Origin of the sequence: Lysinibacillus piscis (assembly GCF_026012395.1) — a bacterium.
GTDB lineage: Bacteria > Bacillota > Bacilli > Bacillales_A > Planococcaceae > Lysinibacillus > Lysinibacillus piscis.
The window spans coordinates 121453-144379 of the sequence record NZ_BRZA01000003.1; the positions used below are offsets into that span (position 1 = coordinate 121453).

At 38.5% G+C, this 22927-nt stretch carries 30 protein-coding genes, 1 pseudogene, 1 riboswitch and 1 other annotated feature; of the genes and pseudogenes, 8 read left to right on the forward strand and 23 right to left on the reverse strand.

What is annotated here, in order from left to right:
• Positions 1 to 60: 60 nt before the first annotated feature.
• The 3 genes from metG to rsgA form a co-directional block, all read right to left on the reverse strand.
• Complete coding sequence (gene metG, locus OPF91_RS13330) at positions 61 to 1695, reverse strand: methionine--tRNA ligase (protein WP_264989307.1); 1635 nt, start codon at positions 1693 to 1695, stop codon at positions 61 to 63.
• 68 nt (positions 1696 to 1763) lie between these two features.
• Positions 1764 to 2018, reverse strand: a binding site (T-box leader).
• A gap of 26 nt (positions 2019 to 2044) precedes the next feature.
• Entirely contained in the window at positions 2045 to 2701 is a 657-nt protein-coding gene (locus tag OPF91_RS13335) for an HAD-IA family hydrolase (protein ID WP_264989309.1), read from the reverse strand.
• Between the two features lie 86 nt (positions 2702 to 2787).
• The gene (rsgA, locus tag OPF91_RS13340; protein WP_264989310.1) at positions 2788 to 3861 is read right to left on the reverse strand and encodes a ribosome small subunit-dependent GTPase A; all 1074 of its coding nucleotides are present in this window, start codon (positions 3859 to 3861) and stop codon (positions 2788 to 2790) included.
• Positions 3862 to 4218: 357 nt separating this feature from the next.
• On the opposite strand from rsgA, the gene OPF91_RS13345 reads away from it, so the two are divergent.
• Together OPF91_RS13345 and OPF91_RS13350 are read left to right on the forward strand one after the other, a co-directional pair.
• Positions 4219 to 5301: a type III polyketide synthase gene (locus tag OPF91_RS13345; protein WP_264989312.1), complete on the forward strand. Its 1083-nt coding sequence runs from the start codon at positions 4219 to 4221 to the stop codon at positions 5299 to 5301.
• Between the two features lies 1 nt (position 5302).
• The gene (locus OPF91_RS13350; protein ID WP_264989313.1) at positions 5303 to 5845 is read left to right on the forward strand and encodes an isoprenylcysteine carboxyl methyltransferase family protein; all 543 of its coding nucleotides are present in this window, start codon (positions 5303 to 5305) and stop codon (positions 5843 to 5845) included.
• Here the strand turns inward: OPF91_RS13350 and OPF91_RS13355 are convergent.
• The 4 genes from OPF91_RS13355 to OPF91_RS13370 all read right to left on the reverse strand — a co-directional run bounded on the left by OPF91_RS13355 (position 5842) and on the right by OPF91_RS13370 (position 7934).
• Entirely contained in the window at positions 5842 to 6450 is a 609-nt protein-coding gene (locus OPF91_RS13355; RefSeq protein WP_264989314.1) for a hypothetical protein, read from the reverse strand. The genes OPF91_RS13350 and OPF91_RS13355 overlap by 4 nt on opposite strands.
• On the reverse strand, positions 6440 to 6667 hold the full coding sequence (locus tag OPF91_RS13360) for a hypothetical protein (RefSeq protein WP_264989315.1): 228 nt from the start codon (positions 6665 to 6667) through the stop codon (positions 6440 to 6442). Before OPF91_RS13360 ends, OPF91_RS13355 begins: the two co-directional genes overlap by 11 nt.
• Positions 6660 to 7205 (reverse strand): hypothetical protein, encoded by a 546-nt coding sequence (locus tag OPF91_RS13365; RefSeq protein WP_264989316.1) that lies wholly within the window; start codon positions 7203 to 7205, stop codon positions 6660 to 6662. The genes OPF91_RS13360 and OPF91_RS13365 overlap by 8 nt, the downstream gene beginning before the upstream one ends.
• Positions 7206 to 7295: 90 nt before the next feature.
• Positions 7296 to 7934: a BMQ_0737 family morphogenetic spore coat protein gene (locus OPF91_RS13370; RefSeq protein WP_264989317.1), complete on the reverse strand. Its 639-nt coding sequence runs from the start codon at positions 7932 to 7934 to the stop codon at positions 7296 to 7298.
• Positions 7935 to 8104: 170 nt separating this feature from the next.
• Here OPF91_RS13370 and OPF91_RS13375 point away from each other — a divergent pair, with 170 nt between their 5' ends.
• A complete protein-coding gene (locus OPF91_RS13375; RefSeq protein WP_264989318.1) occupies positions 8105 to 8812 on the forward strand; it encodes a hypothetical protein in 708 nt (235 codons plus the stop codon).
• A gap of 375 nt (positions 8813 to 9187) precedes the next feature.
• Positions 9188 to 9808 (forward strand): exosporium glycoprotein BclB-related protein, encoded by a 621-nt coding sequence (locus tag OPF91_RS13380; RefSeq protein ID WP_264989320.1) that lies wholly within the window; start codon positions 9188 to 9190, stop codon positions 9806 to 9808.
• 44 nt (positions 9809 to 9852) lie between these two features.
• Here OPF91_RS13380 and OPF91_RS13385 read toward each other — a convergent pair whose 3' ends face one another.
• The 7 genes from OPF91_RS13385 to OPF91_RS13415 form a co-directional block, all read right to left on the reverse strand.
• Positions 9853 to 10365: a YfiT family bacillithiol transferase gene (locus tag OPF91_RS13385; RefSeq protein ID WP_264989321.1), complete on the reverse strand. Its 513-nt coding sequence runs from the start codon at positions 10363 to 10365 to the stop codon at positions 9853 to 9855.
• A gap of 28 nt (positions 10366 to 10393) precedes the next feature.
• Entirely contained in the window at positions 10394 to 11317 is a 924-nt protein-coding gene (locus tag OPF91_RS13390) for a hypothetical protein (RefSeq protein WP_264989322.1), read from the reverse strand.
• Complete coding sequence (locus OPF91_RS13395; protein ID WP_264989324.1) at positions 11310 to 11822, reverse strand: RNA polymerase sigma factor; 513 nt, start codon at positions 11820 to 11822, stop codon at positions 11310 to 11312. Before OPF91_RS13395 ends, OPF91_RS13390 begins: the two co-directional genes overlap by 8 nt.
• A gap of 98 nt (positions 11823 to 11920) precedes the next feature.
• Positions 11921 to 12400, reverse strand: coding sequence for a DUF4871 domain-containing protein (locus OPF91_RS13400; RefSeq protein WP_264989325.1), 480 nt, complete (start codon positions 12398 to 12400; stop codon positions 11921 to 11923).
• A 242-nt stretch (positions 12401 to 12642) separates the two neighbouring features.
• Positions 12643 to 13278, reverse strand: a complete 636-nt coding sequence (locus OPF91_RS13405) for a hypothetical protein (protein ID WP_264989326.1) — start codon at positions 13276 to 13278, stop codon at positions 12643 to 12645.
• Positions 13275 to 13730: a DinB family protein gene (locus tag OPF91_RS13410; protein ID WP_264989327.1), complete on the reverse strand. Its 456-nt coding sequence runs from the start codon at positions 13728 to 13730 to the stop codon at positions 13275 to 13277. The genes OPF91_RS13405 and OPF91_RS13410 overlap by 4 nt, the downstream gene beginning before the upstream one ends.
• 17 nt (positions 13731 to 13747) lie before the next feature.
• Entirely contained in the window at positions 13748 to 14113 is a 366-nt protein-coding gene (locus OPF91_RS13415) for a nuclear transport factor 2 family protein (protein ID WP_264989328.1), read from the reverse strand.
• 117 nt (positions 14114 to 14230) lie between these two features.
• Here OPF91_RS13415 and OPF91_RS13420 point away from each other — a divergent pair, with 117 nt between their 5' ends.
• Positions 14231 to 14719: an SRPBCC family protein gene (locus OPF91_RS13420; protein WP_264989329.1), complete on the forward strand. Its 489-nt coding sequence runs from the start codon at positions 14231 to 14233 to the stop codon at positions 14717 to 14719.
• A gap of 25 nt (positions 14720 to 14744) precedes the next feature.
• Here the strand turns inward: OPF91_RS13420 and OPF91_RS13425 are convergent, their stop codons facing one another.
• The 5 genes from OPF91_RS13425 to OPF91_RS13445 all read right to left on the reverse strand — a co-directional run bounded on the left by OPF91_RS13425 (position 14745) and on the right by OPF91_RS13445 (position 19160).
• Positions 14745 to 15542, reverse strand: a complete 798-nt coding sequence (locus tag OPF91_RS13425; RefSeq protein WP_264989331.1) for a hypothetical protein — start codon at positions 15540 to 15542, stop codon at positions 14745 to 14747.
• A 12-nt stretch (positions 15543 to 15554) separates the two neighbouring features.
• The gene (abc-f, locus tag OPF91_RS13430) at positions 15555 to 17189 is read right to left on the reverse strand and encodes a ribosomal protection-like ABC-F family protein (protein WP_264989332.1); all 1635 of its coding nucleotides are present in this window, start codon (positions 17187 to 17189) and stop codon (positions 15555 to 15557) included.
• A 250-nt stretch (positions 17190 to 17439) separates the two neighbouring features.
• Positions 17440 to 17787: a hypothetical protein gene (locus OPF91_RS13435; protein ID WP_264989334.1), complete on the reverse strand. Its 348-nt coding sequence runs from the start codon at positions 17785 to 17787 to the stop codon at positions 17440 to 17442.
• Between the two features lie 65 nt (positions 17788 to 17852).
• Positions 17853 to 18362 (reverse strand): DNA-deoxyinosine glycosylase, encoded by a 510-nt coding sequence (locus tag OPF91_RS13440; protein ID WP_264989335.1) that lies wholly within the window; start codon positions 18360 to 18362, stop codon positions 17853 to 17855.
• 21 nt (positions 18363 to 18383) lie between these two features.
• Positions 18384 to 19160 (reverse strand): DUF2268 domain-containing putative Zn-dependent protease, encoded by a 777-nt coding sequence (locus OPF91_RS13445; RefSeq protein ID WP_264989337.1) that lies wholly within the window; start codon positions 19158 to 19160, stop codon positions 18384 to 18386.
• Between the two features lie 79 nt (positions 19161 to 19239).
• Here OPF91_RS13445 and OPF91_RS13450 point away from each other — a divergent pair, with 79 nt between their 5' ends.
• Entirely contained in the window at positions 19240 to 19491 is a 252-nt protein-coding gene (locus OPF91_RS13450) for a hypothetical protein (RefSeq protein ID WP_264989338.1), read from the forward strand.
• 73 nt (positions 19492 to 19564) lie between these two features.
• Here OPF91_RS13450 and OPF91_RS13455 read toward each other — a convergent pair whose 3' ends face one another.
• Positions 19565 to 20296, reverse strand: a complete 732-nt coding sequence (locus OPF91_RS13455; RefSeq protein ID WP_373877056.1) for a polysaccharide deacetylase family protein — start codon at positions 20294 to 20296, stop codon at positions 19565 to 19567.
• Positions 20297 to 20440: 144 nt separating this feature from the next.
• Here OPF91_RS13455 and OPF91_RS13460 point away from each other — a divergent pair, with 144 nt between their 5' ends.
• Positions 20441 to 20743, forward strand: coding sequence for a YunC family protein (locus OPF91_RS13460; RefSeq protein ID WP_264989339.1), 303 nt, complete (start codon positions 20441 to 20443; stop codon positions 20741 to 20743).
• A gap of 48 nt (positions 20744 to 20791) precedes the next feature.
• Here OPF91_RS13460 and OPF91_RS13465 read toward each other — a convergent pair whose 3' ends face one another.
• Positions 20792 to 20950: a DUF1540 domain-containing protein gene (locus OPF91_RS13465; protein ID WP_264989340.1), complete on the reverse strand. Its 159-nt coding sequence runs from the start codon at positions 20948 to 20950 to the stop codon at positions 20792 to 20794.
• 60 nt (positions 20951 to 21010) lie between these two features.
• Positions 21011 to 21451, reverse strand: coding sequence for a VOC family protein (locus tag OPF91_RS13470; protein WP_264989342.1), 441 nt, complete (start codon positions 21449 to 21451; stop codon positions 21011 to 21013).
• 155 nt (positions 21452 to 21606) lie between these two features.
• A riboswitch (SAM riboswitch) is annotated at positions 21607 to 21711 on the forward strand.
• A gap of 72 nt (positions 21712 to 21783) precedes the next feature.
• Here OPF91_RS13470 and OPF91_RS13475 point away from each other — a divergent pair.
• Positions 21784 to 21936, forward strand: a pseudogene (locus OPF91_RS13475) (cyclase family protein); the annotation flags it as partial.
• Positions 21937 to 21991: 55 nt separating this feature from the next.
• Here the strand turns inward: OPF91_RS13475 and OPF91_RS13480 are convergent.
• A complete protein-coding gene (locus tag OPF91_RS13480; RefSeq protein WP_264989564.1) occupies positions 21992 to 22759 on the reverse strand; it encodes a class I SAM-dependent methyltransferase in 768 nt (255 codons plus the stop codon).
• Positions 22760 to 22927 lie beyond the last annotated feature (168 nt).

The window sequence follows — 22927 nt, forward strand, 5'->3', positions numbered from 1 at the left end:
CCGATTTCCCATGGATTTCGCCCGTAATTTTTGAAGTAGGTATTAAAATCTTACCTTAAATTAACCCGCATTATTAACCAGCCTTTCATATTCCTCATCAATCACACCAACATCAAGTCGTTCAAACAATGGGACTACCTCTTGCACATAAAATGGTAAGTTGGTTTGCTCATGCCATGCAATCTCCTGTATACCTAGCATCTTGTTAATTTTCTCCGCTGAAAACGGTAAAAATGGATGCAATAGCTGACTTAAATTTGCAATCATATAAACACATGTCGCCAACGTTTGATTACCTGCCTGTCTATCTTCTTTTACCTGTAGCCATGGTTGCTTGGCATCGAAATAACGATTTGCCGCACGAATATAGTCAAAAACTTGTTCCAATGCCTGCTTGAAATGACCTTGCTCAATTGTGTAGCCCACCTCCTGAAATAGTTGTCTTGTTTCTTGACGAATTACTCCATCCACTGCTACTTGTGGCACTTGGCTGTCAAAGGATTTCTCCAAAAACTTCAATGTACGATTCACAAAATTACCGTATGCCCCAAGCAATTCACCATTATGGCTATAGACAAATTCTCGCCATGAAAAATCTGTATCACGATTTTCAGGGGCATTCATTGTTAAAAAATAACGAATGGAATCTGCGTCATAACGATTTAACATATATGGTAGCCATACTGCCCAATTTTGACTTGTCGATAATTTTCGTTTCTCTAATGTTAAATATTCATTCGAGACAATATGTGTAGGTAAGGTCTTACTCTCAATTCCCATTAAAATAGCTGACCAAATAACCGTGTGAAACGGGATATTGTCCTTTCCATGCACATAGTAGGAAACGGTTTCTTCATTCCATATATCCTCAATGGCTACTTCATTTTGTCGTGCCCATTCCATACTCGCTGTTAAATAGCCTGCTACCGCTTCTACCCAAACATAAATTTTTTTATCTTCAAAGCCTTGTACAGGTACAGCCACCCCATTTGGTAAATCTCTTGTCACAGCACGGTCCGGCACACCTTCTGCCAAATAGCGCTCTGTCAAACGTAAAGCATTTTCTCGCCAACGCCCCTCTAATTTTGCTACCTTTAAATAGGCTTCAAGCTGTTGCTGAAATTGACTAAAGGCAAAATAAAAATGCTCTGTCTCCCGAATGACAGGTTCATTTCCGCAGATTTTACAATGTTTGCCGATTAACTCTAATGGGTCTAAAATTTTTGAGCACGCATCACATTGGTCACCTCTTGCCTTTGCTCCGCAATTCGGACAAACCCCCTCCACAAAACGATCAGGTAAAAATTGTGCATCTGTCTCACAATAGGCTTGTTCAATTTTCTTTTTATACAAATGCTGATTTTCTAACAAACGTAAAAATATTGCCTGTACGGAATGATGATGATGGTTGGCATCTGTTCTTGTATACAAATCATAGGTAAAGCCTAAATCTGTAAAGCATTGCTCAAATTCATTGTGATAATGATTAGCGATTGCCTCAGTTGTTGTATTTTCCTGTGCAGCTCGAATAGAAATCGGTGTACCATTGCAATCACTTCCTGAAACATAAACCACTTGCTCTCCTTTTTGTCGATAATACCTTGCTAAAATATCACCTGGCAATAATGCTGCTGCATGTCCTAAATGCAAAGAACCATTTGCATAAGGCCACGCACCTCCAATTACAATTGTCATCCTCAATGCTCCCCCTAAAATGAAAATAAAGCTCTCCTTCAAAATAAAAAAACGTCCTAATCATCATTGATTAGGACGAGTTTACCCGTGTTACCACCTATATTTACAAATAGCTCACACTATTTGCCTCTATCAGTACGTCCTTGAAGGAGATACTGCCGCTGTTGTAACGAGTGCCCATCTCGTCGTAGCCTACTCACTTCTCTGTTTTCGGTACGCAGCTCAAAGGTCATTTTCAACAGGGGCTATTCACCTCATTTCCACCAGCAGAGGCTCTCTATGCAATACACATTCCATTTACTTTTCCTTCTCAACGCTTTTATTATAGATTTTCCTTATTCTACGGCTTTTAGTTATCGAATGCAATAGATAATGTTACTAATTGCTGTAAATCATCAATCACCATATCTGCCTGTTGCAACTCCGCTTCCTGCGCAAAATCAAAGCGCACCGCAATCGACACTAAACCATTATCATGTGCAGCTCGAATATCTGATAAACGATCCCCTACAACTGCTCCTCGTTTGATGTCGTTATCCTCCAACACCCGTTTCACTAAATCCGACTTGTGTCCACTGTTAATCATATCAATACTATATACTCCTTGGATATAACGCTCCAGCTTGTATGTTTCAACAATTGCCTGTAAATACTCCGTTTGTCCATTACTTGCGATATATAGTGGATAATGCTCTGCTAGTTTAGCTAATGTCGCCTCCACATTTGGGTATAATGCCCCTTTGCCTTGACGAATCAGCTCAATTAACTGATGCTGGAATAACACATTGCTCTCCTGCTGTGTGAACTCATCATGCATTGGGCATAATGTTTGCCAGACGACGGGTAATGACACACCCATAATTTCACGGTAGTGCTCAAGCGGTGTCACACCTTGCCATAAGCTTTTTTTGCGTAAAACATCAAATGTCGCCTCTAACGCTGGCTCCAAAATAAAATTCGTTTGAAATAACGTACCATCCATATCAAAGATAATTGCTTTTTTCATTTAATTGCCCCTTACTGAGATACTCCCTGCTTCCATATCGACAACAGGATCATCATAGTTAGCCCCTATAGATACAATTTTTACCACTATTTCTTTTTCTCTTTCTTCATACCCTTTGCAATTTGCTTCCATTTCCGCTGTTCCGCTAGCTTTGCTTGTGCATTCGTTTTTCGCTCGATAAAAGCGAGTTCACGTTGTAGCTTAAAATAACTTTGTAAACGAGCCTGCTCTAATACACCAGTTGTTATAGCTTGTTGCACCGCACAATGTGGTTCCTTTTGATGTGTACAATCACGGTAACGACATGTAGCAGCTAGCTCCTCAATATCCTGAAAGCTAGCGGATAAGCTGTCACCTTGATCCCATAACTGTAGTTCACGCATACCTGGTGTATCGATTAAACAGCCTCCATTGGGCAAGATCACTAGCTCTCGATGTGTCGTTGTATGTCGACCTTTTGCATCATCTTCTCGAATCCCTGCTACCTTCATTAATTCTACACCACTTAATGCGTTAGTCAAAGTAGATTTCCCAGCACCTGAAGAACCTAATAATGCACCTGTGATTCCTTCAGTAAACAATGCTCGAACCTCATCTAAACCTTCTCCAGATAAGGCACTCGTTACCACCAAATCCACACCAAACGCAATTGCTTCCACCTCACGTAGTTTGCTCTCCACATCCTCACATAAGTCAGCCTTGGTTAAGACGATGACAGGCTTTGCTCCTGAATCCCAAGCAGCCACTAAATAACGCTCTAAACGGCGAATATTAAAATCAGCATTTAAACTCATTACTAACAACACTATATCAACGTTCGATGCCACAATTTGCTTTTGTATTTCTTGCCCTGCTACCTTACGTGAAAAAACAGATTTACGCTGGAATAATTTATGAATAATTGCTCTTTCCTCACCAGGCATTTGCTCTACTAACACCCAATCCCCTACGGCTGGAAAATCTTCACTGCTCAATGTTGTATAAGAAAAGTGTCCCGCCACTGTCGCCAGCCATTCACCTTCCTCCGCTACTACACGGTAGGAATGTTTGTGCTCCAATGCTACACGCGCCGGTACACATTTTGCTAATTTTGTATCCTGCTGAAAAGCCTTCATTTGCTCTTCAAAATAAGTTGTAAATCCTAAAGTTGTTAAATTCAAATCGGTTTCCTCCTAAAATATGCATATCAATATCATTTACTAAAACAAAATAAAAAAGCTTGTGATAACCGCAATTCGGTCGTCACAAGCTTTCACAGGCACATTTAAGAGTACATACAAAAATATCCTCAACAAATAGGAGGTTATTTTGTACATTGTAGGCGTGTGAAATGGAACAAACCGAATTGCAGTTCGCTAAAAACAGATCTATTCATCATGTCACATCACCTACTTCCGATATAATTATTTTTAATATAACGATTTTTACGAAAATTGTCAATCCTTAATTTATAGACATGTCCTCCCACCTTCACGCATACAATAACTAAGACCATTTTTTGCAAAGGAGATGTAGCTGTGCCAAAAATTGTTTCTATCAGTACACACCAACTACCTTACAGCGTACAGCAAGAAAATGCAGAGGCGTTGACAAAAGAGCTTTTTCATGCAGAAATGCCGAAATTAGAGCGTTATTTAAAAGTTTTTGAGAATGGTGGTATTCAGACACGACATTTTTGTGTACCACCTGAATGGCATCGTACAGAACATTCCTTTGAAGAACGTAATAATTTGTATATTCAGCTTGCCACACAATATGGTGTAAGCGTCATTCAAAACTGTCTACAAAATGAACGATTTTTAACAACAGCTATTGCCACGCAGGATATTGACGCTATGATTTTTATTAGTAGCACTGGCATTTCAACGCCGAGTATTGATGCACGCATTATGAACGAACTCCCCTTTTCAGATAGGCTAAAGCGCATACCTGTTTGGGGGCTTGGCTGTGCTGGTGGTGCTGCTGGTATTAGTAGAGCCTATGATTTTTGCCAGGCATATCCTACAGCAAAAGTGCTTGTTGTTTGTGTTGAACTTTGTAGCTTAACTTTCCAGCCTAATGATTTTTCAAAAAGTAATATTGTTGGCGCTTCTCTTTTTGCAGATGGTGCAGCTTGTGTACTTGTCTGTGGTGATGAAGTATCTATCCCTACCTGCAAACCACTCCCTAGTATTTTGGCTACTGGATCGAAATGGATGCCAAATTCTGAGGAGGTTATGGGTTGGCAAGTGAAAAATAATGGGCTTCATGTTGTATTTCAAAAAAGCATTCCAAGCATTATTACCACATGGCTAGGTCCATTTGTTGAGCAATTTTTACTAGAACAGCAGCTTCATATGGAGCAAGTTCAGCATTTCATTGCGCATCCTGGAGGCAAAAAGGTGTTACAAGCCTATGAAGATACACTTTATTTAGCATCACAAAAAAATAACATTTCCCGGGAAATATTAAGACAGTATGGTAATATGTCCTCACCAACTGTTTTATATGTTTTAGAACAATTTATGTTACACACAGCACAACAAGAGGACACGGGTCTACTCGTTGCACTTGGTCCTGGTTTTTGTGCAGAGGCAGTATTATTGAGATGGGGGAGCTAATATGATCTTTTATGCACTTTTCATTATTGTGATTTTACAACGTTTAACCGAAATGTGGGTTGCTAAACGTCATGAGAAATGGATGCTCACACACGGGGCTTATGAGGTGGGAGCTTCTCATTATCCTTACATGATTGCTATTCATATTGGCTTTCTTTTAATGTTATTCGTGGAAGTCAAAACGAATCATGTTGGCTTATCCTCATTTTTCTCCATTTTATTGCTCTTATTTATTTTTGTACAAATGGTGCGGATTTGGTGTATTCGTTCATTAGGTGTCTTTTGGAATACAAAAATCATCATACTTCCTGGTGCAGAAGTAAAACGCACAGGCCCTTACAAATGGCTACGTCACCCAAATTATGCTGTTGTTTGTTTAGAGTTTCTTTTATTACCTATGATGTTTCAAGCCTATTTTACCGCTTTTTGCTTTACATTACTCAATCTAACCATACTCTCTGTACGTATTCCTATGGAGGAGCAGGCTTTACGTGAAGCTACAAACTATGAGCATACATTTGAAAAAAAGATTTCGGAATCTTAGCCGAAATCTTTTTTAAGTTCTCTAGTCGTTTGTATTTTATTCGCAAGATGTTTCAACTGTTGATCCATATGCTCTAGTAGCTGTAATTTACGTTGCAATTGCTCCTCAAATTCAAGTGCTTGTATAAAAATTGCCTGCATTTGCTGCTCCATTTGATGTGGCTCTGTAGATAATAGTTTTTGTTGTGTATCTTGTAACTGCTTACAGATATCCTGCATAAATTGATGGAGTGTCGATTCCAACTTCGCAATCGACACATCATAATTTTCCATTCGTAGTGTTGTATTTTCTGTGCGCAAATCCGTCATTTCTTTTAGTAAACCTTCAATTGAAGCCATTTGCTTTTTTCGCTGTTCTTCCCTCCTTTGAATAGTCTCTCTATAATTTTGAATCTCCTTTTCATAGCTCTTTTTTTGCTTTAATAATTCCTTTTGCTGACTCAATAATTCTATATTTTCTCGCTCTAATCGTAAAACAAATGAATAATAATCACTATCCTTCAAGCGTTTCATATCACTTTTATATTTTGCTAGCTCTGCCCTTAAAAAAATAATCATTTGTTGGAGTTGAGCAGGGTCATTGATGTCCGCTATATCATTCTCCATGTTGCACCTCCTTCAATAACTGGAGGATTTCCTCAAATTGCACTTTACTCTCCACTAAAAGCTGGTCAAGCTCACCTTCATTTGGCGTATATGTGGGCTTTTCTCCTGTGAGAAGGTGTGCTAACAACAAACGTAAAGTATGTTTCTCCAAATAGACAAAGCTATTGTCCCCTTCTACATATTCGTCTAATAATTTTTGGATAATAGCATTACGCATGGCTTTCCTCCTTCACACCATTCAAATTAATCGGGTTTAATACAGCCACGCCTTCTGGCAATTCATCACAATATGTAACACCTGTAATACTTCCTGAATAGGGCAAATCATGCAGCCATTTAATTTGAAATTGAGAAAAAGTAAGTGTTTCACCTACTGCAAGAATAGGCTTTCCAATAGGTTTCAACCAATATTCTTCATTGTTAGCTGCGTCATTGGTACGCTCCCAACTACTTTGTCCTTTTAAATTTGGTGCAAAGTGCTGATAAACGTATCTACCTGAAAAAGTGAATGGTGAATTTGGAGGGAGTTTCAAACAAAAATGTGGATTCATAATAGGACGATTCCCGATATTTTGAATATGATAGGAACCTAAACATAAACTTTCTTGCTCGGCAATGTAGGAAATGTTAAAAGATGTTGTAAAATAGCTGATTAATTGAATATGCTCAGGCATTTGAAGCATTTCAATGAGACGTTTCATTTCTTGCGTATAAAACTGGATTTGTTCCTTTAGCTGACGAACCTTTACTTCCATTCTATACACGCTCCTTTACGATATCATGCAAAAAAAGAGAGGTATATACCCTCTCTTCATCATATGACCTTTTGCGGTAAACTAGCACCGTTATACACCACTTGGGAAAATCACAGGACATTGTTGTGGTCGTACATTTGTTGGGCATGAGAATGGTAAATCTGCTCGTGGCTCACAGAATGTTGCTAAAAATTCTACTGTTACTGGGAATGTAGATTGAATACTTTGGCAAACCGCTACAGTAATCGTTAACGCAGAAAATGTAATTGTACCTGCACCCGCTGTTAATGTACCTGTTGTACATACGAAGCAATCCAAATCTGTGTATAAAATTTCTACATCTGTTCCTTTAGGCGCACATAATGTCACTTGCTCGCAACGTGAAACAGGAATCTCGCTACTTGTGAATACCGTACCATTTGGTAATGTAACAACGATCGTAAGAATAAAGTTTTTCTGAATGTTCAAATGCTGTAGACAAACTGTTGCACCGTCTATTGCAAATTGACGATTCTCACGATTCATAATAACAATCGGATTCGTAGTAGCTGGCACTACTCTACATGTCACCATAGCTCCTGTTAAATCTGTTGTAAGAGTAACACCTGGGAATGTAATTGGTCCTGTTGGTGAAATATCAAATGACAGTTCTTTCACAATCCAGTCATACACCTTGTCAACATTTATACAAATGAGCTCCTGCGCCTGGGATGGCATACTTTCTTGCATCCGTTTGACACCTCCATAAGTTTTTTATCTTTCGTTTGTAGCATATGTATTTTTGTCAACGTTGTATGGGCGGAATCGATATATGCTGAAATGTTTTCTGAATCCGTATATTAGGAACAGAAAGGAGCCTTTTTTAATAAAATAGTATAGAAGGAAAGGAGTGAAACTAAATGGATTCATCGCATACAATTGAAAAATTAAAGCAGGAAATTGAAGACTATCGTGAAACACTCAGCTTATTAAAAATGGGCAATTCTATAGAGGATTATCTTCTTATTAAGAGCAAATTTGATGAACTAAAGCCATTTATTGAACACATTCATACATTTACAAAAACAATTGACGATGCACAAGCATTACATATTCAATCGCTGACACAGCAAATTGACGCTTTACAGCAAACTATTAAGCATATGGATCAACAAATCACACTTGTGCTAAATAATTTAACGCCATATGTACCTACTCACACTGAAACGAAAACAACAACAACCTCTTCAGCACAACCTTCTTATAAAATGCTACAGCATCTAGCAGGGACAGCGTCAAACCGGCAATTTGATTTACACCAAGGTGTGCCGATTATTGATTCTCATCTCAATATGCGTCAAACAAGTAAACGTTATATACAGTCAACAGCATCCCCCTCGCATATTACCATCCAAGATTATCAACATGATATAGCTGAATCTTCTTCACATACCAATGAACCAATATCAATACAAGAATCATCTATTCATCAGGAACTTGTTCCCGATAACCCTTCAAGCGAGCAAGAACTAGTTAACAATATAGAAGAAGAAATTCCTAATGTACAGGTGGAAACAAAAAAAGAAAAATCCTCTTTTTTTCTTGATTTATTTAAAAAATGGAATTAATCATAGAGCAAATAAAAAAACATGAAATCAAAGAGCAATGCCTTGATTTCATGTTTTTATTGTTAATTCCTCCAAATAGAAAATTCTCCCTTCTTTAATAGTGCCAATCCATGACACTCCAGCAGTAATTACGTCTGCATTTTTTTAAGCTTACTCATGTTAGCCTAATTCTGTAACAATAGCTTGTTGTATTGGACACCAACGTTTTTGGTACATAAAACCCTTTGCTGAACTAAGATAAAACAAATTTTGACTGTGTAATACAGAACTCATATGTTGTAGAAAATCCTGTTTTAATACTTTTTGTCATATAGGATAGTAGCCCTTTCACCCTTCACGCATCTGAATAGAATAAAAGGGAAAGGGGGTGAGAAAATGTGTTTAAATAATTCAAGCTGTGGCTGCTCATCTAATGGTAACAATGGATGTAGTTCGCTTGGACCTTTTGTAGCGATTGATGCTGCGTGTATTACACCACCATCAGTATCTGCTACAGGCTCTATCATCCCATTCGCTTCTGGCCCAGTTCCAGCTGTATTAGCAACACTTGCTACTGGATTAGTTGGTACAGTAAGCCTTATTGGTTTCGGTTCAGCAGTTCCAGGTGTATCTCTTGTAGGTACTGATATTGACTTATCAGCGGTTGTTGGCACAGAGGCTTTCTCTGTACCACGTAATGGTAATATTACCGCTATTTCTGCAACTTTCAGCGCTACTGTTGCTGCGGCACTTCTTGGCACAACAACTGTGCATGCACAAGTATACCGTGCACCAGCAGGCAGTAATATTTTCAGCCCAACGACAGCCTCGATTGATTTAGCTCCAGCATTCACAACTATTGCTATCGGTTCTACTGCAAGTGCAACAGCCAATGTCGCACCAGTACCAGTAGTGGCAGGTGACCGCTTATTAATGGTATTCTCTATTACAGCAACAGGTATCACAGTTGCCAATGTGCTTACTGGTAACGCAAGTGCAGGTATTACAATTGCTTAAAAAATCAACAGGCGATCTCCTTTATTGGGAAATCGCCTCGTTTTTTATGTCGCTAATGCATATTGAATATGGGCAAGATGATGCTTACCATGCCATACATACAGAGCCAGTGCTTTTTCCAATGTCATAATGCCTGCATCAGGGTGATTGAAAGTAGCTTGCCATTGCTCCTCTGTGAAGCTTGTCAGCAGATACACCCAACGCTCATGCAAATACTCAATTAATTTATAAGACGTTGTAATGGGCATTTCTGAATCAGGAAGCTTCGCCCATGCAGCCTCATCATAAGGCTTAATAGTTGGCGTATCCTCCGTTAAAGCGAGCTTAAAACGGATATAGCTATTCATATGACTATCCGCTAAATGATGTACAAGCTGTTTTACTGTCCAGCCACCTTCACGGTACGTTTTCTCTAATGCTTGCTCACTTGCACCGCTAAGCGTAGATGCTAGCTTGCTAGGAAAAAGTCGAATTTCTTCTATCCATCCGTCCACTTGGTCCTTTCCTACGACTTCTGAAAACTCAAATGGACCAATAGGATAACGTGCATCCTTCATCAAAAATTCCCCCTTTCTTTTTATCATATCAATTTAGCATTTTTCTCGCTACTGCTAAAAGTGGCTCAGGTGTCGGTTCCTCATTCATCAATTTCCAACCATTAATCGCTATCACATATTTTTTATCTCCCACTTCTTTTACAAAATCAATACGCTGTGATTCTTTATCATAAAGAAACTCAACACCATTATCTTTAATGACTTGATAATTAACAACTTTACTACTTAACAGCATCTTCGTCCCCTCTGAAATAGTAATATGCACGGAATCAGTCTCTTTGCCATACGTCAAATAAACACCATTGACATCAGGGGTCTCCTCTCCTTCTACCCTTATACTATATGGGGCATTATCTTGCTTGGCAGTCCGATACATTTCCTCATGTGCTCGCTCAATCTCTTCTATGGTACGCTCAGGTAAGTTATAATGAATACTCCCACTAACAAAACTATTTTCGCCTACTAAATCATCGGTTAAATGCAGATCTTCTCGAAACATTTGCGGTATTTGTGTAATTTGATCAATTTGATGCTCCTTTGAAGAGCTGTACACAGAGGTCAAACCATATTTTTCATATGCCTCAACTAATAAAACTGTAACAAACTTCCCATTAGGTAATGTTTGCGTTAATTCCTCAATCTCATTTTTATATCGCATATACATTTTTCTAATATCCTCATACATCTCTGCCTCTTGCACATCCATATACCCAGCCGACAGCACCTCTTTACCTTCTTTATTGAAAATAGACCAGCTCCTTAATTCCATAGCTGTAGCGATTGAGGCTGTGATAAAGAGACTACATAAAATCATTACAACAGACAATCGAGTATAGAATGGCTTCTTCTCCTTAGTTATTCGTATCCTATACATTGCTGTAGAAGATTGTGGAATGGCTGCTTGCTTTAGCCGATTTTCAAATTCTTGAAACGACTTTATTTTATTAGTCATTATGTCCCCCCCTCTCAATCAATGCTTGGACTTTTTCTTTTACTCTTTCAAAGCGTTTTCGTGCTGTAGCAGGTGTAATATTTAAAATAAGTGCAATTTCTGCAAAATCTTTATCCTCGATAATACGCAACAATAACAATGCTCGCTCCTTCGCCTTTAATTTACACATAATCTCTTCCAACTCTAAGTCATCACTCACAGTATGGGCTACGTTCCTATGGTGTCTAGTATCAAATGTGACTAATTGAAAAAAGGAGCGCCGTTTCACTTTGTTCAGACAATGATGATACGCAATTTTGTATAACCATGCGCTATAATAATCAATCGTCATCAACTTATTATTTTGAAAAGCCTTGATAAATACTTCTTGTACAGCATCTTCAGCATCTTGTTGGTTGCGTAAAATATGAAAGCAATATACATAGATTCTTTGATAATATTCATTGATTAGATAGCTCATACGCTCTTCACGTGTTTCTTCTATATTTTCTTCCATTATCTGCATCTCCCTACCCCCTTCCCTTATATAAACAAACGAGCTTTTGAAAATGTGACAAAAATAAAAAGGCAGAAAATCATGCTCTCTGCCTTTTGTCATATAAATTAGTCATTTATCGTATAAACAAGTGTATCAAAATAATGATTATCCGCATAGACTAGCACTGCCCAGTCACCAGCCTTAGGGACTTTCACAGATGTCGGAGCGTGTGCGTTTGCGCCATTATTTGGTCCACCAAGTGTCGTATGCCAGCCATCTACAAGTAGTGGATATATTTCATTAGAGGCTTTATGGTAGCCCACAACTGTTAGCTTTGTGTCCTCATGAATAGCATCCCCCCATAAATGCCACATCCATTTTTGTGTATTTAAGCTTGGCGTATCTGCCCCAATCACACCTATCTTATCCTTATTACCAACAATATTATTTAGGTTCCCAAAATGAACTGCTTTTCTGTCCCAATCAATTGCGGTTATATCACTTTGCTGTACAAAATCCGGGATATCCTCAGGCATCGTAACTGCTTTTTCCTGACAGCCTACTACAAATAATAAGAGTGTAAAAAGCAATCCCCATTTCTTCATAGACACTTCCCCTTTATTTAGTGAAACGTTAACTTTGTACAGATTGTTACAACCTTTTTATGATTTTCCTAAAAAACGTATAGCTCGACTCACAACAGCTGCATGATTTTCATCCAATTCCTCATAAAATTCAACTTCCTGATACATTCATCATTATTTAGTAGCCCCCTTTAAAGCACCCTAGCTATAACACCTTTATTTGATAATGAAATACAAGCACAAAGAAAAAAGCCATTTCTTTTTTAAGAAGTAGCTTCATCTATAAAAGATAGTAATGACCTGAGTTGATGATGAATGGTTATACCTGTTTGCTGCTGAAATTCCTGTGCAGCATTCACCATGGAGAGTTGCGCAACAGAAAGAATACGATGCCCATCCTCCATTTCGCTAAGAGCCTGCTTCACTACCTTGTGATAGCATTCCTTTTTTCCCTGCATAATCAATGGAAAGGCATCCTCTATCACTCTCACTTCTATGTCTAGATATTTCTCATATTGTTGAGCATAATCACGCAGTCGCTTCATCGTTCCTTCTACTGTTGCAGGATTTGTAAATACGATAGTTTGTGGCTCTGTTACTTGGCAAATTTCTTTAAAATAAGGTTCATCTATTTTGATAATTGGGATCGGCCATTGCTCTTCATTTAACAATGCAATGTAGTTGGTGCAGGTGATTAAAATAGCATCTACACCACATTTCACCATCCACTCTACCTGCTCCTTCACCTTTATTTCTAAGCCAGCTACACCTTTGGCAACTTGTTGCATCAGTCCAGGTTCTACAAAATGGACAAGTTCCCATCGAGCATCATTCCGAAAAGCTTGCGCGATATAATCGATATTCGAGTAATGTGCATGTAAACATCCTAGCTTTTTCATTGTTGAATGACCTGTTGAAGCTGTGCAAAATGGTGTAGGTCATGCTCGACAAAGCCTGCTAGATACTGTTGGAGTGTCAGCTCTGTTTCTCCTATTTTAAACTGCAGCTGCCATTGTGCGTCTGTTACTTGTTGCAGAGCAACCAGTAATTGCCGTCTACCATTGACAAAATTTGCGATTGTTTCTTCCTTGCTTTGTGCTCGACTTCTTTCAGCCGAATTAGCATTTAGCTCATCCTCGTTCGGTGCTTTTGGCAAGGCTTCTCCTGTAAATAAAAAAGGTAGGCGTCGCTTGTATAAAAATTCATCCCATGGTGTAAGATGTCCAATTATTTCTGCAACTGTCCATTTATCTACATCAATCGGCATACGCCATTGTTCCTCACTTACAGTAGCTAAACCTTCTACAAAGGTAATCGATTGTTCAAAATGTGCTTGTATTGTATGTTGCATATAGTCCCTCCATGTAATTAAAATAAATTGCTTAAATGCTCATGAATCAGCAGCCATTTGCCTTCTACTTTCACAAAAATATTAGTAGCCCTACCACTGCCTGATACAAATTCCCCATTATAATAACCTTCATAATGATATGTATAAACACAAGTAGCCGAGGCATTATCTACCATTAACCATTGCACATCTGTTGCAGAGTAGACTTCCTCTTGAATGACATGCCACGCATGATTAAAATATGCCCCAATCTCCTCAAACGTTGTACAGGTTTTATCGCTAAACCAATATACTGCCTGTGGATGTAGTAACTCTTGTACTTGCTGAAAATGATGGGAATTGGTAGCAGTAATATAACGCTCTAATGCTTGTTGATGTGACAAGTTAATCCCTCCCTCTCACATAGAATAGCATAATCAATTGTAAATTTCAGAAAATTCATATACAATCAAACAACGAACATGAATTCGACAAATAACTGCACAGCTAGGAGGTTTTATATGTTAGCTACTATCAGTCAACAAGCAAATCACTCAATTGCTCAATTTGCTCGTCCATTGCCATATAGTGTAGATGCTGTATGGGCTGTCCTCACTGAAAATGACAAGCTACAAAAGTGGATGGGGAATTTAGAAATAATAGAGTTAAGAAAAAACGGCAAAATTCATTTTAATATGAATGATGGCACAGATGCCTTTGAAGAAATTGCCATTATCGATTTTATTGATAAGGAAGTATTGGCATTTGAATGGGGGACTGATACTGTAAGGTTCGAGGTCTCGCCAACTAGTGAAGGCTGTCAATTACGATTAATCGAATCAATCCATGCATTAACTGAGCATACTGCAAAGGATTTAGCAGGCTGGCATATTTGCTTAAACCTGTTGACGGATTTACTAAATGGTATTGTTCACAATGAATTTCCAATGGATGACTGGCAAAAAAGGTATACAGATTACCAATTACTTGTAGATAATAGTAAAGCCTAGAGCATTTTTAGCTCTAGGCTTTCACTTATTGATAAAAGGCTGTTGCTATTTCTAGCATTGTTAGTGGTTCTTTCACTGAATCCAATGTGTAAACAAGCTTGCCATCCTGCCATACGACTACATTTCCCTCTTGTTGGATATCTAAATGTACGTAACCATATTGTTTTGGAATCGGTAGCATATGGCTCTCTAAATAAGTCACTGCTTGCTTGGCTAGCTCAACACCTGCCTGTGCATTATCAGTCCGTGTACGTGCTACTAACGCCCAACGTCCCTCATTCCAACTCGTCCACAACGAGCCTGCTCCTGCATCCTGATAACCCTTCAATCCATAGCCTAGCTCCACTTCTTGCCCACCATTATCATTAAAGTTATCAAAGGCGATTTGCCCCTTTGCTTCCTCCTCAGTGGTATATTGCTGGACCTTAAGTCTTGCCAGCACGGTTGTATCCTGTTTGTTTTTTAGTCGTGCGTCATTAATTGTGAAGTACTCCTTGCTTTCTAAAAACTGAATTTCAACCATGTCTGTTGCTGTTTTAGTTGTAGCTGTTAAAAAGGCTCCTGCTGTAATAGGTAACTGCTTTGGTAAAGTAATCGGCAAATCTGTCTGCAATTGCTGTTGGAGATTTTTTAATGCCTCCTCCTGTGTAATAGCAGCTACTGAATTTTCTTTTGTCGTCTTGGATGGTTCTTCCTGCTTAACAGGTTGTTTTACCTCGGGTTCTTTGACCTCGGATTGCTTTTCAGGTTGCTCCGCTTGATTTGTACATGCGCTAAGTAGGCCTAAACTTAACAATGCCATAGCCATATATCTTTTTTTCATAAGGTGTCACCTCTACTTTTTCAATGTATTAATTTGCTTTGTCAGCTCATTAAATTGTTGGTCAAGCATCGCATAATCTTTATCCTTTGCTGTCATAAAGCTTAATTTTCCTAATATATCTTGGCGTTCATTCTCCAGCTTTAACCTTAGTGCGGTATCATCCGCTTGCTGTGAAGCCTCATTCGTACGCCATTTCTTCTCCACTCTCCCGCTGTGAACCTCCCATACACTATTCGTCACCTTCTCTAAAAAATAGCGATCATGGGACACGACTAATAATGTGCCCCTATAGTGTGATAATGTTTTTTCAAGTTGTTCACGTGAAGGCAAGTCTAGATGGTTCGTTGGTTCGTCTAAAATCAATACATTTTTATCCTCTAAAATATATGCCATGAGCTTGCATTTGACACGCTCTCCCATGCTCATTTCACCAATTGTTGCTGTCCAATGCGCTGCTGTGAAGCCTAAATTTTTCATTAAATTACGCACCTTGCCCTGCTCCGCAAAGGTTTCTCTATGGAAATATTGTGCAGGTGTTTGTTCTAATGGTAAATCAAATACCTCCTGCGTTAAATAGCCAATATTGGCAGCAGGCGATTTCCAAACCTCTCCTTCCGCTTCCTCCTGCCCTAAAATCACACGCAATAAAGTTGTTTTGCCACTGCCATTTGCACCGACAATAGCGATTTTGTCACCAAATTGCGCTGTCAAATGAACATCTCTCCATAATAGACGTTGCTGATAAGACTTAGTTACATGTTTTAACTCTAAAAATCGCTTCCCTACTCGCTGATTCGTGCCTAAAGTAAAACGAATTTCCTCATCTGGCACTACAGCCTCCACCCGTTCCTTCGCCAATTCATTTGCTAAACGCTTTTGCTTGGATTTCACCTGTGAATCTAAGCGTTTGGCCTTCACACGATGGTATTCCTTGAATTCCTCTTGCTTGGTAGATTCTGCATGCCCTTTCTGTGACCATGTCGTTAACTCCTGTACTTGTGCTTCTACACGCGCTATATTTTTTTGCTGTTTATCATAGGCACGCTGTTGAGCTAATCTGCGCTGCTCCCTTGCTGCCATATAACTCGTATAATTACCGCTATGTGCTATGAGCTTTTGATCTTCTATGGACCAAATAGATGTTGCTACCTCATCTAAAAAATAACGATCATGTGACACAACGATAATTGTGCCTGTATAATGCCTAATTTGCTCCATAAGTAAGGCTGTACTTTGCTCATCCAAATGATTGGTCGGCTCATCTAATAACAGTAACTTGGCATGTCGCGCAAAACCCTCTGCTAGTCGCATTTTCAATTTTTCTCCACCACTTAATGCAGCAAATTCTACATCTGGCACATGCCATTTTGCCAGTAAGTCCACTTCATCCGTCGTCATATCTGTGCTTGCGAATTGCGCTAGCTCCTGTGCGACATACGCAATATGTTTATCTTGTAGCCAGCGAATCTGTCCCTCTGTCGGTAGTAATATTCCTGAAATCAACTGTAACAGTGTTGATTTTCCCGCACCATTCCGACCGATAATGCCAATCACCTCACCAGCTTTTGCCGTCACCGTAATAGCATCAAACAGCACAGTATCCTTTATTTCATATCTTATATTTTGTAATGTAAAAAGCTCTTTCATACAATCCATCCCTTTCTAAAAAGAGGGATAAAAAAATCCCTCCAAAATACTTTGGAAGGATTAGTCGCAAAAATAGTGTACACAAATAAGCTAGATTACATGCTAGCTAATCGTGTCAATTATGGAAAATGGGCAGACTAATCCTATTTTTAATGTCGTGAAATGTGAAATTTCATGTGCAAAAATAAGATTAGTTAATCATTAGCCACCCATCGTCCCTTCGTTTAAAGTTATGGACATTGTAACATCATTATCTAAAACATTCAAATGAGCGAATTTGGTTGCGTGTAATGGTACGGAAACGCCAGCCATGTCGATTACTCCAGCGGAATCCTGCGATAAATTCTTGCCCAACCGCAGTTGGATAAAACCAAAAGCTCCTCCCATTATTCATCCAAATATAAGTATTGCGGAACAAGCAGGAACGAATGCTCCTTGTCCCTTGTTGCCAAGTTGGCATCGGCGGTGCAAAACCAGGTGGTGCACCCATTGGCATTTGCCCTGTTGATGACGGTGGTGGCGGTCCAAACGGTGGCTCTGGTGGTCCGCCATGGAAATGTCTAAAATCCTCTCCATATGGGTTTTGTGGATGATACATGACATCTTTCTCCCCTTTCCACTATTCAATATATGTGGGAGGGCGAAAAGCCACTGTATCTCTGCCTACAAATAAGTACATAGCAAACGCCAGTCCTCTACTTTCTGCTCAAAAGATTTTATATTTTTTCCTGGAATGGGGCTTGTAGATGGCATCTTTTCATAAACTCTATCCGCTAGTATGTCAAAGCCGATACGTCTTTTAAACACATCATAAGCCTTTGTGCCATTAAACAGAACAAGTTCAATTTGCGGATATTGCTGAAAAAAGGTTTGAAAATCATTTGGCTTTTCATTGCGAATTGCAGTATCTAAGCTTCCTTGTCTCTCACAAGAAGCAATACTGTCCCATAGCCCTATATGATGATGCTTTAGTAAAGTTAATCTTTTCTCATACTTTTCAGGTATCTCTACTTCTAATATTGCACCCATTATTGCCCAAAAATGATTGCGTGGATTACCATAATATTGCTGTTTCTCTAATGATTTTGCACTTGGCATAGAGCCAACAATTAATACCTTTGTTGCTTCATCCACTATTGGCCGTAATATATTATTGATTTCTCCAGTCACCATAACATCACCTCTTACTCTATTTTAGCGAAAATCAGAGCCCGCTAAAATAGCTGCACTGGATTGTTGATAAACATCATGGGCATTATGGTGCATCACATATGTTTTCACAATCTGATAGCCAATACAATAGCCAATCCATGGTGGTAGCTTCCCGCCTCCATATAAAAATTCTACATGATGATCAATACCCTGTTGCTCTAGCTGTGGGTAAAAATATTGTTGCCACATCTCAAGCATTTCCTTCGATGAGTAGGTATTCAGCCACTCTGCTTGCCATTGTTTACTGTAAAGCTCTTCTACCGCATATTCTGCCAGTCCCTCTAAAATAACAGCATCCAGCAAAGTCATATCCGCTAGTGATTTTCCTAAATAGCTTAAACGGCAAACATGATTATATTCATGGGCAAATAATGCTTGAAGCTCCTGCTCTTCTATTTCTCCGATAAATAAAAACAAAGCATTTGGATAAGAGACACCATTTTTATTTGTTACCTTTTGCTCCTGTGTAATTGGAAATAGATAAATCGGGATATCTGGACCAGCCCACCTTTTTTGTAAAATCTCAAATTCTCTTTGCACAACTTGCCAATAGCCATTCTGTATTGTCAATTCTTCTTGTGCCTGAAAAAGCCCTTGTTGTTGCAATGCTAATATAATTTCTTCTGGCAATCCATTAGGGAAAATATCAAGCAAACGATTCCCCAGCAATGTATGCTGTAAATGATTTAATGCTTCTACCTTCGCACTATTGAACTCATTTAGCCATATATTCGTTGGTATAACAGCTATATAACTCACCTCCTATCCTAACGTATGATAATCGGCTAACGCTCCATGTATTGGACTGCATATATTAGGGCGAAAGGAGGTATACACGATGAATCCAACTGACACTTATAATCTTTGCTGTAAATATCAAGGAAAACGGGTTAGAATTACGGATTCCGCTGGCAGGGTACATGTTGGGCAAATTACACGAGTAGATAGAAAACAGGTGTGGATTCTACCCGATAGACGCTATAGAGGATATGGATTAGGTTTTTGGGGATTCGGTGGAGCAGACTTCGGCTATGGTATCGCACTTGGTACAATTTTAGGTATTGCGATTGCCCCATTATTCTTTTTCTAACGCCAAGCCATTCTAAGATAAGCCATTTCAAGCAAATGCTGAGATGGCTTATTTTTATTATAGCCTTTGTTAGCTAATGTGCCTTCAATTTCCCTTGCTCTCTATGCTCGATTAACTCTGACATCGTGACAAACGTATAGCCCTGCTTTTGAAGTGTGGGGATAATTTTCTCTAATGCTTGGATAGTTTGTGTACGGTTGCCCCCTCCATCATGAAATAAAATAACATCACCAGGACTCGCCCCTTTTAACACTTTTTGTGCAATTTTTTCTACACCAGGCTGCTTCCAATCCAGTGTATCTTGATGCCAAGACCACATGACCACTTTGTAGCCATCCTCGACTGCAACATTAATCATTTGATCCGTGTAATTTCCACCGACCGGCCGAAACAATGTTGGTGAAAATCCAGTGATACTATAAATGACCTCATTTGTTTGGCGTAATTCTTCACGCAATTCAGCCATAGAAATTTTAAAAGGATGTGAATAAGTATGATTGGCTAACTCATGCCCTTCTGAATATGAGCGTAAAATCATACTTGGATATTTTTCTGCATTTTTTCCAATAATAAAAAACGTAGCTTTAATATCATATTTGGCTAATACATCTAAAATAGCTGCTGTGTATTGGGGATGTGGCCCATCATCAAAAGTCAGCGCAATAATTTTATCGTCTGTATTGATGTCCCACACAACCTCACCTGTTTGCTCGTAATAATGGCGCCCTTTATTTGCATTCACTGTCAGACTTGCGCCAAATAATGACATTACTATCGCCAAAAACAATACATACCTTGCAGTCATAGCATCGCCTCCCTCGTTCAAATTCACCTCCGTTTCTTTACTATTTGCGGATTGGAATGAATTATACTTTGGAAGGTTTACCTATCATATTGGCACGTCTATCCATCTCATAACATATGTATAGAAGGAAAAGGAGTGATGCGTATGGTAACAATTGAGCCGATTATGATTAAAGGTCATTTTTTCACTGCCATTGTCGTGCAATTACCGAAAACCACGCTATTAACAGTGTCAAATGATACAGGCTATATTATGTGCGGTGCATTAGATATTGATTTACTCAATACTCGCTTAGCAGAGCGCAAAATTATTGCAGGGCGAGCGGTTGGTGTGAAGACCATTGATGAGCTATTAACAGCACCACTAGAATCTGTCACATTCGAAGCAGAGCAACTTGGTATCTCACAGGGGATGTCAGGTATGGAGGCTTTATTAAAGATGGTATAATAAATAAAAAAGCATGTTAGAATTGTCCTCTTCTAACATGCTTACCGTTTAATGCGTTTCAGGTGTAAATGTTTTACAATCGGTTTCCTCGCTATTATTAGCTTGTTGTCCCTTTTGGCTCACTACATAAATTTTTTCAGCTGTGCATTTATTACCATTGTCCCAAAATGTGCAATTATTGACTTCACAAAGAATTTCTTGTGCCATCGTGTCACACCTCCTCTTTGTTAGCATTCACAAATTAGAGAGAAACGATACACCTACCTGCTATTTAATGATTAACATATCTTGCTCATCAAACTGCCACATCTCTCCATATGCCACTTCCCAATGATGACCATTAGGGTCTTGGAAATAACCACTGTATCCACCCCAGAAAACAAATTCAGGCTCCTTTACAATGATTGCACCCGCTTTTTTCGCTAATGCAAATACCTCATCCACTTCCTCTTTAGATTTACCATTATAAGCAAGCGTAAATCCTCCAAAACCATTGCCGATTGTTGGTGGATTTCCCTCACTTATATCTTTGACTAAACGCTCAATCGGAAATAACGATATTTTAGAACCTCCGTTATTAAAGAAAATAACATCTGGATTTGTTTCCTCTCCGTAAACTACCACTTCAAACCCTAAGCCTTCACGATAAAATTTCAATGACTCCACCATATCTTTAACACCTAACGTAATTAAATTCACACGATTCATTGGGCACTCTCCTATCAAATGATCTCTTCTAATTCTAATTCAATATCCTCCCTATAAAATCCTTTCTATCAAGCTACACTAAATTCATAAAGCATTTTATTCTTATAAAATTTATAGGTTATAAAAATATATGCTAAAGTATTTGTAATTCAATATACTTATCAAGAGAGATGGAGGGATTGGCCCAATGAAGTCTCAGCAACCAGCCATTCGGTATGGTGCTAATTCCAAATGGCTATCCGATGTCTTGCAGATGAGACACATGTATTCACACAAGTCCTCTTTTCTGCAAAGGGGGCTTTTTTATCTTTTCATGAAAGCGAGGATATAAGATGACAAATGAACTTTTACAAGCAATTCAATTATTGAAAAATAAAAAGTGGGTCGATTTAACACATACATTCGGTCCAAATTCCCCACACTTCTTTATGTTTGAGGATGCTAAATTTGAAACACTCTTTTCACAGAACGATGGCTTTTTCGCCATTTTACCTTAACCAAAAAAGTCTGATTCATCCCCATAGAATCAGACTTTTTATGTTATTTCAAACGACAGTGTACAATCATAGATGGACTATCTTTATGGAACTCTTCTTTCTTCCATGACCCATACAATGCTACTATTTCAAAGCCATGTGCCTCAATTAATCGTTGTAATTCTAATGGATATGTATAACGTAGTGAAATAGCCTCACTGTACTGTGCCACTATTTCCTCACCATCAGAAATAGTCCCATCTGTTGTACAATAAAGGATTTGCTTACTATGATCATATACCTCATAGCTTTTTTCTGTTACTAACTGTTGAAAGCTGTTCATATAACATTCTTCAACCTCTTCTGCTACAGCTAGTTCCTTTAAAATAGGGTTACGTGTATCAAAAATAAATGTTCCCCCTGCTGTTAAATGTGCTTTGACTGAACAAAATAAGGCATCCTGACTAGCATTGGTTAAAAAGTGCTGAAAGGAATTACCTGTCATGTACATAAAGGCTGATTGAATCGGCAACGCTAGCTCCGTACAATTTTGTCGTTCAAACTGAATCGTTAAACCTTCTTTAGTCGCCTTTTGTATCGCTAAGTTTAACATTCCCTCATGAATGTCTACACCATAGATTTCATAGCCTTCTCGAACTAATGGAATCGTCAATCTACCTGTGCCACAAGCTAATTCAATAATAGGACCTTTGACATTTTTAACTGCTTCTAAAATATATAACAAATCATCTTGATAATCATTATATAAAGCATCATATTTACTTGGGTTATCATATTTTGTTAAATTATTCTGAAAAATATCAATAGACATATTCAAGTCCTTATCCCCCTTTATTCATACCACTATAGTCAGTACTATTCACACAGATGTTTCAATTCAACAGATAAAAAAGTAATAATATTTTTTTATTTACCGATACTAAAGGAGTATACCAAATAACTTATAATTGTTAAAATAAAAGAAAGAGAATTAAATATT